12 protein-coding genes and 2 riboswitches are annotated in these 13,438 nt (G+C 43.5%); of the genes, 6 read left to right on the top strand and 6 right to left on the bottom strand.

Going from position 1 to position 13,438, the window contains the following annotated elements; all coding sequences use genetic code 11:
* The first annotated feature begins 19 nt into the window (after positions 1–19).
* The 3 genes from ACOQOA_RS09020 (at position 20) to ACOQOA_RS09010 (ending at position 3,722) form a co-directional block, all read left to right on the top strand.
* Positions 20–1,702 (top strand): methyl-accepting chemotaxis protein, encoded by a 1,683-nt coding sequence (locus ACOQOA_RS09020; protein ID WP_420548315.1) that lies wholly within the window; start codon positions 20–22, stop codon positions 1,700–1,702.
* 129 nt (positions 1,703–1,831) lie between these two features.
* Complete coding sequence (locus tag ACOQOA_RS09015; RefSeq protein ID WP_420548314.1) at positions 1,832–2,743, top strand: LysR substrate-binding domain-containing protein; 912 nt, start codon at positions 1,832–1,834, stop codon at positions 2,741–2,743.
* Between the two features lie 103 nt (positions 2,744–2,846).
* A complete protein-coding gene (locus ACOQOA_RS09010; RefSeq protein ID WP_420548313.1) occupies positions 2,847–3,722 on the top strand; it encodes a phytanoyl-CoA dioxygenase family protein in 876 nt (291 codons plus the stop codon).
* A gap of 69 nt (positions 3,723–3,791) precedes the next feature.
* Here the strand turns inward: ACOQOA_RS09010 and gcvP are convergent, their stop codons facing one another.
* From gcvP to ACOQOA_RS08985, 5 genes are all read right to left on the bottom strand, one after another.
* The gene (gene gcvP / locus ACOQOA_RS09005; RefSeq protein WP_420548312.1) at positions 3,792–6,707 is read right to left on the bottom strand and encodes an aminomethyl-transferring glycine dehydrogenase; all 2,916 of its coding nucleotides are present in this window, start codon (positions 6,705–6,707) and stop codon (positions 3,792–3,794) included.
* A gap of 163 nt (positions 6,708–6,870) precedes the next feature.
* The gene (gene gcvH, locus ACOQOA_RS09000; protein WP_155154871.1) at positions 6,871–7,248 is read right to left on the bottom strand and encodes a glycine cleavage system protein GcvH; all 378 of its coding nucleotides are present in this window, start codon (positions 7,246–7,248) and stop codon (positions 6,871–6,873) included.
* A 57-nt stretch (positions 7,249–7,305) separates the two neighbouring features.
* Positions 7,306–8,448 carry a glycine cleavage system aminomethyltransferase GcvT gene (gene gcvT / locus ACOQOA_RS08995; RefSeq protein ID WP_420548311.1) on the bottom strand — a complete coding sequence of 381 codons (1,143 nt, stop codon included), beginning with the start codon at positions 8,446–8,448 and terminating at the stop codon, positions 7,306–7,308.
* A gap of 87 nt (positions 8,449–8,535) precedes the next feature.
* A riboswitch (glycine riboswitch) is annotated at positions 8,536–8,650 on the bottom strand.
* A gap of 1 nt (position 8,651) precedes the next feature.
* Positions 8,652–8,763, bottom strand: a riboswitch (glycine riboswitch).
* A 122-nt stretch (positions 8,764–8,885) separates the two neighbouring features.
* Positions 8,886–9,434: a hypothetical protein gene (locus ACOQOA_RS08990; protein ID WP_420548310.1), complete on the bottom strand. Its 549-nt coding sequence runs from the start codon at positions 9,432–9,434 to the stop codon at positions 8,886–8,888.
* Between the two features lie 96 nt (positions 9,435–9,530).
* Entirely contained in the window at positions 9,531–9,791 is a 261-nt protein-coding gene (locus ACOQOA_RS08985) for a CDGSH iron-sulfur domain-containing protein (RefSeq protein ID WP_420548309.1), read from the bottom strand.
* A gap of 128 nt (positions 9,792–9,919) precedes the next feature.
* Here ACOQOA_RS08985 and ispH point away from each other — a divergent pair, with 128 nt between their 5' ends.
* Genes ispH through rnhA form a run of 3 tightly spaced genes read left to right on the top strand, consistent with a single transcriptional unit; the run spans position 9,920 to position 12,313 of the window.
* Positions 9,920–10,864 carry a 4-hydroxy-3-methylbut-2-enyl diphosphate reductase gene (gene ispH, locus ACOQOA_RS08980; RefSeq protein WP_420548308.1) on the top strand — a complete coding sequence of 315 codons (945 nt, stop codon included), beginning with the start codon at positions 9,920–9,922 and terminating at the stop codon, positions 10,862–10,864.
* A 19-nt stretch (positions 10,865–10,883) separates the two neighbouring features.
* The gene (locus tag ACOQOA_RS08975) at positions 10,884–11,849 is read left to right on the top strand and encodes a homoserine kinase (RefSeq protein ID WP_420548307.1); all 966 of its coding nucleotides are present in this window, start codon (positions 10,884–10,886) and stop codon (positions 11,847–11,849) included.
* A gap of 8 nt (positions 11,850–11,857) precedes the next feature.
* A complete protein-coding gene (gene rnhA, locus ACOQOA_RS08970; RefSeq protein ID WP_420548306.1) occupies positions 11,858–12,313 on the top strand; it encodes a ribonuclease HI in 456 nt (151 codons plus the stop codon).
* Here rnhA and dusA read toward each other — a convergent pair whose 3' ends face one another.
* Positions 12,314–13,342 (bottom strand): tRNA dihydrouridine(20/20a) synthase DusA, encoded by a 1,029-nt coding sequence (dusA, locus tag ACOQOA_RS08965; protein WP_420548305.1) that lies wholly within the window; start codon positions 13,340–13,342, stop codon positions 12,314–12,316.
* Positions 13,343–13,438 lie beyond the last annotated feature (96 nt).

The raw sequence follows: 13,438 nt of genomic DNA, 5'->3' as shown, positions 1-13,438 counted from the left end.
TTCTGAGGGACCAAGGAAGATGTTTTCAAACTTAAAAATTGCTTCACGATTGATGATTAATGCGGGGATTACTTTAACATTGATCATTGGGCTGGGGATCATGGCATATATTGAAATGACGCAGCTGCATGTTTTGACGGAGAAGCTTTATAAACATCCGTTTGCAGTCAGTAATGGCATGCAAAGTATAAATGGGGATATTACGGCCATGCATCGCGATATGAAAGATATCGCTTTGTCAAAAACAGATATGCAGGTGCGTACGGCCATTGCCAAGGTGGATGCACGTGAACAGAAAGTCTTAGAGACATTTGATTTAATTCATGAGCGTTTTTTAGGGGACCAATCACGGGTCTATGCAGCGGAACAAAGCTTTAAGGATTGGAAAGCCATCCGCGATGAAGTGATTGCGTTGAAATTGGCAGGAGATGCGGAAGGTGCAGCTGCGATTACCAAGCAAAAAGGCGCGGCCCATGTTCAGAAGATGAATGAACAAGTTCAGTATCTGATTGATTTCTCTTTGAACAAGGCTGATGAATTCATGGCGACCGCCGATGAAATGAATACAGATCTTCATGAATTACTGGTTGTTGTCCTGATCCTGGTTTTAATTATCACCATTAGCGTTACTTTCTTTATTTCACGCAGTGTCACTGTACCATTAGGTCGCCTCAAAAATGCGATGGGTGAGATTTCTTCTGGTAATCTGGCGATTGAAACACCTTTCAAAGAGCGTAAAGACGAAGTTGGCGACATGGCCCATGCATTAGAGATTTTCAAAGATAATGCGTTAGCTATGGAAAACCTAAAACGCGAAGAAGAAGAATCGCGTGCACAGCGCCTGACGGAAAGAAAATCTTTGATGGAACGTTTGGCAAATGATTTTGAAGGGGCTGTGGGGCAGGTCGTAACTGCAGTTATTAAAGATTCCTCAACCGTTTCAGAGCGTGCGAAAGGATTGAATGATTCCTCTGATATGGCACGAAGAGAGGCAGATACAGTTTCCATGGCAGCAGAACGTGCATCCCAGAATGTGCAAACAGTTGCAACAGCGACAACTGAACTTACCTCTTCTATTGATGAGATCAGTCGTCAGGTCAACCGTTCAACTGAAATGTCTCGTAAAGCAGTTGATGAAACCAGTGAAACCAATCAACGTATTCAGGGATTGGCAGAAGCTGCCAAGAAAATTGGCGAGGTTGTAAATTTAATCACAGATATTGCGGAACAAACAAATTTACTGGCCTTGAACGCAACCATCGAAGCCGCACGTGCAGGTGATGCAGGTAAAGGTTTTGCTGTCGTGGCAAACGAAGTGAAAAGCCTTGCCAGTCAAACAGCACGGGCGACCGAAGAAATCTCAACACAGATTGCGGGTGTGCAACAGGCAACGGTTGAATCTGTCTCCGCGATTGAAAATGTTTCAGGCCTTATCAATGATATTGCCGAAGTGGCGGATGGTATTGCCGTTGCGGTGGAGCAACAAGCATCTGCGACAAATGAAATTGCACGTAATGTGGAAGAAGCCGCAACTGGCACGGCACAAGTTTCAAATGCGATTGTGCGTGTAACCGAAGTTGCCAATGATACGGGAAATGCGTCTAGCACATTACTTGAAACATCCAATGAATTGGAAGATCGTTCCGGTGAATTGGATACGGCTGTGAAAGCATTCTTGCGTGAGGTGCGTACCGTTTCTTAATTTGAAAATCATATGATCAATACAGAGAGGGCGCATTTATGCGCCCTTTTTTATTGGAAGTTAAAATCATCATTGCGAAAATAACTTTATAGGCTGATAGTAAAGTCCTGTTTGGATTTTGATGAATATATGACTTTTAATAAAAAATATAACTTGCCGCCTATGGATCTGTTGCTGTGTTTTGAAGCAGTATCGCGACATGGTAGCTTTACATTAGCCGCCGAAGAATTATGTCTTACCCAAAGTGCGGTTAGTAAGAAAATCTCTGCACTTGAAACTCAATTATCTACTAAACTATTTGAACGAATGCATCGTGCCATTCGTTTGACGGAAGATGGCCGAAAAATTTTACATCAGGTTGAAGCAAGTTTGTTGCAATTGAATGAGGGGCTAAAGCCATATTTTCCACAACCTGATCAGAAACGAATTACCGTGTCAGCCTCTGTATCCTTTGCGTATTTCTGGCTGATACCTAAACTTGAAAAGTTTTATAACCTTTATCCTGATATTGAGGTAAATGTTATCAGTTCTGATACACCAGTAGATTTAAAAAAAGACGGATCAGATATTGCGATATTATTTGGCGATGGTGAATGGCCTGATATGCAATCAGATCAATTAGTTCAGGAAGTCATTTATGTTGTTGCCAGCCCAGCATATATGGATCGATATGATAAAATTTCCCCTGCTAACTTATCTGACCATACATTAATCCATTTAAAAGGCGGGGTTCAGATCCATGACGGGGTTAATTGGGATAAATGGATGCATGCATATCAAGTGGCACATAAACCTTTACGCCAAGGTCCCGCATTTAATTCTTATCCCTTGGTGCTTCAAGCTGTAGAAGCTGGACGGGGATTAGGGCTCGGCTGGGATTATGCGATACAAGAAAAAATCGACAAAGGGCAGCTATGTCGGGTATTTGAAGAGCCTTTAAAAACAAGTAACGGCTATTATCTTGTTTCATCTTCTCAGGCTGACTTATCTAGACCGACACGTCAGTTCAAGGAATGGATTATTTCGGAAGCCAAGATTTAGACATTCCTATTTGGAATGTGACGATGAAGAGCCATCATTTGAACTAATTTGATTTTCTCTTACCATCCAGATTAGAGATCTATGAAGGTTCGATAGGAGAGACATGATGGATAAGAATGAGGTGGATCGTCTTAAACAAGAGTTTAGTGACAACGGTTTTGTCATCATTCGAAATGGTATATCTGAGGATATATTGGTGCAGTTAAATGCTGAATTACAAAACTGGGTGGAACAATCCAAAGAATATGATGCACCTTTTGGTGAGATGTTGGATGGCAGACCGCGTTTTGATCTAGAAGAAAAAAGTCATTCAAAAGAAAATCCGGCGTTGCGGCGTATCGGCGCGCCGATTGAGGTGTCAGATGTTTTTCTTGAATTTGTCCGAAAAAATAGAGGTCTAGATTTAACACATCAAATATTTGGAACCGCTATTAAATTATGGGCCAGCAAGATAAATCTTAAACTACCCAATTCAGGTACAGTTGTGAAATATCATCAGGACTTCCCATTCGACCCGCATAGCAATGATGATATGATGACAGTCTTATTCTTTCTTGATGACGTAACCGAAGAAAACGGCCCCTTACAGGTTGTCCCTGAAAGTCATAAAGGTCCGTTATATTCACATTATCAAGAGGGTGTTTTTACTGGGGCGGTTGATGCAGATATTCAACAAGAATGTCGTGAAAAATCGGTCAGTTGCACTGGGAATGCTGGTGATATTTGTCTGATGCATGCAAATACCCTTCATGGGTCGGGGCAAAATCTAACAGATAAATCCAGAAACTTGCTGATTGTAACCTATGTCGCGGAAGACGCTGCCCCGCTTGTGGCTAATCCGATCCCGCATAAATATGATAGTGAAATTGTCTATGGCGAAAAAAGCGGTAAAATTCGATCGAAAGCATTCACCTTGGAATTACCTGAATATCCAAAGGAAGCCTCTTTCTTTGCACAACAGTCAAAGCAGGTGAGTTAATCCAAAAGAAAAAACGGGCGGTGATTGCTCACCGCCCAGTTTAGTCTCACTTATATTATTATCAGGAAATTATTCAGCCGCTTCCATGTAAGCTTCCATTGGTGGACATGTGCAAACCAAGTTACGGTCGCCATATACGTTGTCCACACGGCCTACAGGTGGCCAGAACTTATCGTCGCGTTTGGTGTCTACCGGGAAGAATGCTTCATTCTTGCTATATGGTAGAGACCAGTCACCCTTCATCAACAAGCCATATGTATGTGGCGCATTGCGCAATACGTTGTTTTCTGGGTCGGATTTGCCGGACTCAATATCTGCAATTTCCTTACGGATTTGGATCATCGCATCACAGAAGCGATCAATCTCAACCAAGCTTTCACTTTCTGTTGGTTCAATCATTAATGTATCTGCAACAGGGAAAGATTGTGTTGGTGCATGGAAACCGAAATCAACCAAGCGTTTGGCGATATCTTCGGAGCCGATACCACAAGCTTCTTTGATGCCACGGATATCAACGATACATTCATGCGCAACAAAACCGTTAATACCTGTGTAAAGAACCGGATAATGATCTGCCAAACGTTTTGCGATATAGTTGGCATTCAAAATTGCAACTTTGGTCGCTTTGGTTAGGCCTGCACCACCCATCGCCTGGATGTAAACCCAAGTGATTGGAAGAATGCTGGAAGAACCCCAAGGCGCTGCGGAAACCGCACCAATTGTACCTTCATCACCCTCAGCAGGGTTAAGACCAGGCACTTGGTTATGGCCGGATAGATATGGTGCCAAGTGCGATTTTACACCGATTGGGCCCATACCTGGACCGCCACCACCATGTGGGATACAGAATGTTTTGTGTAAGTTCAGATGACTTACGTCAGAGCCGATTTTACCCGGTTTCACCAAGCCAACCATCGCATTCATATTCGCACCATCCATGTAAACCTGACCGCCATGGTCATGGATGATCTGACATACTTCCTGAACGGCTTCTTCAAATACACCATGTGTGGATGGGTATGTGATCATCAAAGCGGCTAGATTGTCGGAATATTCTTCAGCTTTTGCTCTTAAATCGTCAACGTCAACGTTACCGTCGTCATCACATTTGGTCACAACAACCTTCATACCGGCCATAACAGCAGAAGCAGGGTTGGTACCATGTGCGGAAGATGGAATTAAGCAGATGTCACGATGACCTTCACCACGTGCTTGATGGTATTTGGCAATACATAGAAGACCGGCATATTCACCTTGAGAACCCGCATTAGGTTGTAGGGACATTGCATCATAACCTGTGATCTCACAAAGTGCAGATTCCAACTCTTCAAACAATTGTTGGTAACCTTGTGTTTGATCTTCCGGTGCAAATGGATGCAGATGAGAGAAGTTACGCCATGTTACTGGTAACATTTCAGATGTCGCGTTCAATTTCATGGTGCAGCTACCCAATGGGATCATTGCACGGTTTAAGGAGATATCACGATCACGTAACCAGCGGATATAGCGTAATAATTCTGTTTCAGAATGATAGCTATTGAATACTTCATGTGTCAGGAAGTCTGATTTACGTTGTAGATTTGCAGGTACAGTTGTGATTGCACCATCATCCAGACTTTCGATAGAAATATGATCTAAAGCATCAGATTTGAAGACAGTCCAAAGTGTCTCAATATTTTGACGTTTGGTTGTTTCATCTACAGAGATACCAATATGGTCGGCATCTACAACGCGGACGTTAATGCTTTTTTCACGGGCTTTCGCTGCCAAGCGATGTGCTTGTCCGCGAACATTTACGGTGATGGTATCGAAATAGCTATCTGTAACAATGTTCAGACCCATTTCTTTTAGGCCATTTGCCAGAATGGTTGTCATGCGATGTACCTTATTGGCAATACGCTTAATACCTTCTGGACCGTGATAAATAGCATAGAAACCAGCGATAACCGCTAGTAATGCCTGCGCGGTACATACGTTACTGGTGGCTTTGTCGCGACGGATATGTTGTTCACGAGTTTGCATTGCCATACGTAGTGCCGGCTTGCCGTTGGAATCAATGGAGACACCAATCAAACGACCTGGCATGTTACGTTTGAACGCATCTTTTGTTGCCATGAAAGCAGCGTGTGGACCACCAAAGCCCATCGGAACACCAAAGCGTTGAGAGGACCCAACAACAATATCCGCACCCATTTCACCTGGCGGTGTGAGGATAGCCAAAGATAGAATGTCTGCGGATACTGTTGTTAGAACTTTATCAGCGGCAGCTTTTTCAATCACTGGACGTAGATCACGAACCTGACCACTTGAACCCGGATATTGAAGGGCAATACCAAATAGGACGCTTGTATCCAGATCGTCTGCATATGGATCACCCACAACAATTTCAAAACCCATGGAACGTGCGCGTGTTTCAACAACTTCACGGATTTGAGGATGTGTATCTTGATCTAGGAAGAATGCATTTGCGCCTTTTTTCTTGGAAACACGATGAGACATTGCCATCGCTTCAGCAACTGCTGTCGCTTCATCCAGTAGGGACGCATTGGCAAGTTCCATACCTGTTAAGTCAATAACGGTTTGTTGGAAGTTTAATAAGGCTTCCAAACGACCTTGGCTGATTTCAGGCTGATATGGTGTGTAAGCTGTATACCAACCTGGATCTTCCAAAACGTTACGTAAAATAACGGGTGGAGTTACAGTGCCGGAATAGCCCATGCCCATCATGGTCACGAATACTTTATTGCGTTCGGAAATGCGACGCAATTTAGAAACTGTATAGCGTTCTGTATGAGCCTCTGGAAGGTTTAATGGCGCCTCATTACGGATGGCTGCCGGTACTGTTTTATCGATCAAATCCTCTAAGCTGCTCACCCCAACTGTGTTCAGCATATGATTCAAAGTCTCATCATTTGGACCAATATGGCGACCGACAAAATCGTCCCATTGTTCCAACTCGCTTAAGCTTGCTCTTGTTTCACTCATCGCATTTTCCCTACAAATATTAGCGCCCGTGAGATGGGCTAGTTTTGGGTGTAAAATCCCGTTTGTAAAAAGCGGTATTTTGCCCCTTACATTATTTGTTTTTTAATTTTCAGTTTAGCCCGCTGGTTTTGTGTATTTTCAGCGGGCTATGATATCAGTCGACTTATTCAGACTCTTCTGTGAAGTTTTTATAGTCGTCTGCGCTCATTAGTTCTTCCAGTTCGGATTCCGCAGAAAGTTTGATCTTGAAGAACCAAGCATCGCCTTCTGCATCTTCGTTTACCAAGCCTGGGTTAGCTTCTAGCTCTTCGTTGATTTCAACAACTTCACCAGAAACTGGTGCATAGATTTCACTAGCTGCTTTTACAGATTCAACAACACCGGTTTCGCCACCTTGAGAAACTGTATCGCCAGTTTCTGGCAATTCAACGAATACCACGTCGCCCAATGCTTTTTGAGCAAAGTCTGTAATACCGATTGTTGCAACACCGTTATCTACAGATACCCATTCGTGATCTTCACTGTAACGAATTGTGCTCATAAAATTTACTCCCTTTAATCCTGAATAAGTGAGAACTTAATAAAAATATTATTGGCTTTAGCCACGATAGTAACGTTGTTCGATAAAAGGCATCTTAGCAACTTTTGCAGGAACTGCCTTATTACGAACCATCAATTGAATGTCGGTACCAACTTTAGCATGGTCAATTGCCACATAACCCATTGCAACTGGGCTGCCTGTCGTTGGACCAAAACCACCAGAAGTGATTTTACCAATTTCATTACCGTCCATATCGGTAATGATTGTGCCTTCACGTGCAGGAGCGCGTCCTTCCGGTTGAATACCAACACGTTTACGGCTTACGCCATTTGCGATTTGTGCCAAAATTTTATCGGCACCCGGGAAACCACCTTCGGCTTCGCCACCCGCACGACGGGATTTACCAATAGACCATAGCAAGGCTGCTTCAATTGGGCTAGTGGTTGTATCAATGTCATTGCCATAAAGGCAAAGGCCGCTTTCCAAACGCAAGCTATCACGTGCGCCTAGGCCAATTGCTTCTACTTCTGGCTGATCTAAAAGAGCGCGTGCTAATGCATCGGCTTTTTCATTTGAAACAGAAATTTCATAACCATCTTCACCGCTATAACCTGAACGGCTAACAAGTAAAGTATCACCTTCAAATTCAACTTCGGACTGGGTCATGAATGGTTGAGTGAGGACAGCTTCGCCAAGAACGCGCGCGGTTGCTTCCGCGGCTGCTGGTCCCTGGATTGCAAGAAGGGCACGATCAATAACAACAACTTCTGCTTTGCCAGCAAGCTTTTCGTTCATCAGGGCATAATCCTGATCTTTGCACGCGGCATTCACGACAAGATACAAACGATCAGAATAATCAGGGTTAACCGGCTTGGTCACCATTAGATCATCCAGAATAGTACCTTCATCGTTTAGGAATTGGCTGTAACGTTGTTGACCTGTTGTCAAACCTTGTAAATCCGCAGGGCAGAGGCTTTCAAGTGCTTGCGCTGGGTTTTCACCAACCAACCAGCACTGGCCCATGTGGGATACGTCAAAGAGACCGGCTTTTTCACGAGTTTGAAGATGTTCTTTCAATACACCAAGTGGATATTGAACAGGCATGGAATAGCCTGCGAATGGTACCATTTTCGCACCAAGTTCTACGTGCAAATCGTGAAGCGCTGTGCGCAATAAATCTGTATCAGATGCAGAATCCATAAAGGGGTCTCCGACAAATCAAGGTTTTCATCATGCACCGGCATGTTTGTCTGTGCGACGAACATAACCGGACAAAAGTTAAAAACCCCTTCTGTCATCGGAGCCTGAGAGTGTGACTGGCAGATATCAGGGTGGGGACCATCATCCATCAGCTTACCCCTTCGGCGGAACAAATCTTACGAAAAGTTCACTTTCCAGAAGGCCCTCTACATGCGGTCCTTTTGCCTGAGAGATTCCGGGGCGGTTGCTCCTTCGGCGTCTATGGTCATCATGAAACTTAATCCATGATCCACTGATCTCTCCCACACATATCAACGGGCTGTCGTTTATAAGCTACAGAATGTCGTGCTCCTGTCAATAGCTTTTTGTGCATTTTTTTATTTGCCTAAAAAAATATTTAAGAACAGTAGCTTAAAGGGTCAGTTTTTCGAAAAAAATTAATTTTCCTGATTATATTTATATTCTTCTTTGCTCAAACCGAAGCTGACGTAAATGATAAAATCGTCTGGTGATTGTTCTTCAGAAAATGGAACATCTACGCGAATAACTTCTTTGTATACAATCTGGGATTGGTTTGATGGAAAGGTTAAATTGAGCGGCAATTTACGATGACCAATCGGCGCTGGAGCAATTAATTCACCATCAGGACCGACAATCCCGATAATGAGGTCAACAACCTGATTACTGGATTGATTTGCGGTTCCTTGAAGGGCTTGTATATCAATATTCAGAAATACGTCGGCGTGATCATCATAGGCTTCGCAAACCCCCGCAGCTCGAACAAGCTCCGCCTGTAATTCAATATCTGTGATATCACGACCTGGACCTGGTTTAAATCGTGTTAGAACATCCGTATCTTTGATTACGCGTACTGAAGGACAAACCACATCTTCCTGCGTTCTACCAAGGCCTGCACAAGCGGCGAGGGCAGATAGTGTTAAAAGCAAAATAATGTTTCGCATAGATTTTGTGAAAAAATGTGGCATGGAATATCCTGTGTTCAGGGTGATTTCGATGGTTTAACTATATCGGCTAGTTTATGGAGATGGTCAAGTATTTGCCTATATTCATGTTGTTTTATCTTATCCGTCGATTAAGCGGGCATGTTCTCCATCACAAAGTGGCGGGCGTTTGGTCAGTTTGCAGCCACAGAAAAATACTTGGCGTGTCTTGGTTGCTTTATAGGCTATTGGCGCAAAACCTGTTTCTTTATGAGATCCATCACAGAAAGGTTGTTTGGATGATTTACCGCATGCACACCAATAATAAGTTTTTCCTTCTTCCACCTTCAGAGAATATGGAGCAACTTGAGGAATATCAGGTATGAGGTTTTTATCTTCCATTTTTTCTTTTTCCTGATTTAAAAACATTGTAATTCGGTTTTCATATGTGAAGCCATAGTGTAAAACCGCTTGGAACGAAAGGCTAGCCTTATAAATATACTAAGAGATTCAGCTTGGTGGATTAGGATATGACGAAACAAAAACTGGAAATTGTATTGGCGGGGCCGCGTGGTTTTTGCGCGGGCGTGGATCGTGCAATTTTGATCGTTGAAGAAGCACTCAAAAAATTTGGGGCGCCTGTATATGTCCGCCATGAAATCGTTCATAATCGCTATGTCGTTGAATCTCTTGAAAATAAAGGAGCGATCTTTGTTGATGAACTGGATGAATGTCCAGCTGATCGTCCTGTTGTATTTTCTGCCCATGGCGTACCAAAATCTGTGCCTGCTGCTGCTGAAAAACGTCAAATGATTTATCTGGATGCCACTTGTCCATTGGTGTCAAAAGTACATCGCGGGGCGGAACGTCATTTTGAAAAAGGGCGTCATATTATTTTAATTGGGCATGCAGGTCATCCAGAAGTGATTGGCACAATGGGTCAATTGGATGAGGGTGCGATGACACTGGTTGAAACAGTCGAAGATGTGGAAAAGCTGAATTTTCCAGAAGATCAAGAGCTGGCTTATGCAACGCAAACGACTTTATCTGTGGATGAAACCAAAGATATTTTAGCTGCTTTGCAAGCGAAATTTCCACAACTTCAAGGGCCTAAGCGCGAAGATATTTGTTATGCGACAACCAATCGTCAGGCCGCAATGAAGGCCGTGGCGGAAGATGTAGATTTGGCCTTCATTATTGGCGCGCCAAATTCGTCAAACTCTAAACGGTTGGTTGATGTGGCCAAACAAACAGGCGATATCCCGGCTTACCTTATTCAAAGAGCATCTGAAATTGATTGGAGCTGGTTTGACGGTATTGGTAAATTGGGGATTTCTGCTGGTGCTTCAGCTCCTGAAATACTGGTCGAAGAAGTTATTGAAGCCTGTCGTGAGAAATTCGATCTAACCGTTTTTCATAAGGTAACGGCCGAAGAAAATATTGAATTCAAATTACCCCGCCTGCTCAAAGATTAAGTAAGAAAAAGGAAAAATAATGGCTGTTTATACGGAAGTTTCCGATGCAGATTTGCGTGAATTTTTAACCCATTATGATGTGGGTGAAATCGTTTCTGCCAAAGGTATCGCCGAAGGCGTGGAAAATTCAAATTATCTGCTAAAAACAACCAAAATGCCTTTGATTTTAACGCTTTATGAAAAACGCGTTAATCCGGATGATTTGCCATTTTTCTTAAATCTAATGGACCATTTAGCTGAAAAAGGTGTGAATTGTCCTTTACCTGTTCATGGCAAAAATGGACAGGCTTTACGGGAACTTTGTGGACGCCCCGCAGCAATGATTAGTTTTCTTGATGGCATGTCGCCTAAGCAGGTTATGCCTTTTCATTGTGCGGAATTAGGAAAAGCTTTGGCGCAGTTCCATTTGGCAGGTGCCGATTTTGATATGGAACGGGATAATGCGTTATCCGTTGAGGGTTGGCGTAAGCTTTTGGATGATTGCACGGACCGTGCGGATGAAGTGAAGCAGGGGTTGGCGGCAGAATTAGAAGCGGAATTTGATTATCTTTCCAATCACTGGCCGACAGATTTACCTCGTGGTGTTATTCATGCGGATTTATTTACCGATAATGTCTTTTTCTTGGATAAGAAATTATCTGGTATCATTGATTTCTATTTCGCCTGTACAGATTTCTACGCCTATGACTTGGCGATTTGTTTGAATGCATGGTGTTTTGAACGTGATGGTAGTTTCAATATTACCAAAGCGAAACAGATGTTGTCCGGCTACAACAAGGTGCGCGCCCTTTCGATTGCTGAAATGGAAGCTTTACCAATTTTTGCCCGTGGCAGTTCCTTGCGTTTCTTGTTAACTCGCCTTTATGATTGGCTCAATCATCCTGAAGGTGCGTTGGTGAAACCAAAGGATCCAATGGAATATTATGGCTATTTGAAATTCCATGGTCATATTAAAAGTCCGACTGAATATGGATTAGAGAAATAGGAAAGCCAATGTCCAATCCTGTTGAAATTTTCACCGATGGCGCGTGCAGCGGAAATCCCGGACCAGGCGGTTGGGGGACTATCATGCGTTGGAAGGGCACCGAAAAGGAACTATCCGGTGGTGAGTTGGACACCACGAATAATCGCATGGAATTGATGGCGGCGATACAGGGATTGGAAACTTTAAAACGCCCCATGCAAGTGGTCCTCACAACAGATAGTACCTATGTGAAAGATGGCATCACCAAATGGATTATTAATTGGAAGAAAAACGGTTGGAAAACCGCTGCAAAGAAACCGGTTAAAAATGCGGATCTATGGCAACGTCTTGATGAGGCTGTCTCCATTCATGATGTTAAATGGAAATGGGTCAAAGGTCATGCAGGCCATATTGAAAATGAACGTTGCGATGAATTAGCCCGCCAAGCCGCGAATAAAATCCTTTTGGATGCGAATTCCGATTAATCACGCGGCTGGATGAAGGGCGGCAGCTTCTTCTGAGACGAAGCCAAGTGCAGTTTCCAATACTTCCAATCCAGATTCTTTCTTATAGGCATTTTCGCTGAGATGACGACGATATTTACGTCCGCCCGGAATACCTGCAAAGACACCTAATAAATGGCGTGTGATCTGTATGAGTGGTGTACCGCGGGACAGTTCTTTTTCCACATAAGGATACATTTGACGTAACACATCATGGCGGCTTGGTATATCAACGGGGTCACCAAAGATTTTGTGGTCTGCTTCCACCAGCATATATGGGTTGTTATAGGCTGCCCGTCCAATCATAACCCCATCCACATGATTAAGATGTTCAATACTGTCTTCAATGGTCTGAATGCCGCCATTGATACTGATATGAAGTTCTGGAAATTCCTGTTTTAAACGATAGGCAAAATCATATTTTAAAGGCGGAATGTCACGGTTTTCCTTGGGGCTTAGACCCTGCAAAATTGCCACGCGGGCATGTACGATGAAATGTTCGCATCCTGCTTTGGCAACAGTTTCCACGAAGTTGCGCATATAGTCATAATGATCATTATCATCGATGCCGATACGATGTTTGACTGTGACAGGCAAATCCACGGCATCTTGCATGGATTTAACGGCATTTGCCACTGTATCAGGTTCTGCCATCAAACATGCGCCAAATCGACCATTCTGCACACGATCTGATGGACAGCCCACATTCAGGTTTACTTCATCATACCCATATTTTTTCACAAGCTTGGCAGCATGGGCCAGATCACCCGGGTTATGTCCCCCTAATTGGCAGGCAACTGGATGTTCGGCTCTATCGAATTCTAAATGACGTTCCACATCCCCATGCAGTAACGCACCTGTGGTCACCATCTCTGTATATAGCAACATATTACGGGACAATAGACGCAGGAAATAACGGTCAAAACGATCCGTCCAATCCATCATCGGCGCGATGGAAAGTTTGCGTGCATTGGTAATCGGGTCGGGGCGTTTAAATGTGATGTCAGTCATAAAGGGCGTGATACTGCGAATATTGTTGTTTTGCAAGGGGTGGGGCGTTTGATTTTACTTCCGGGGAGATAAGAAACAGTCTATAGATTTTCAAGA

The sequence above is a fragment of the Curvivirga sp. genome (assembly GCF_965219885.1).
In the GTDB taxonomy this organism is placed as follows: Bacteria; Pseudomonadota; Alphaproteobacteria; order UBA8366; family Aestuariispiraceae; genus Curvivirga.
The sequence above is the reverse complement of the archived record's forward strand: the minus strand, read 5'-3'. Positions and strand labels throughout refer to the sequence as shown.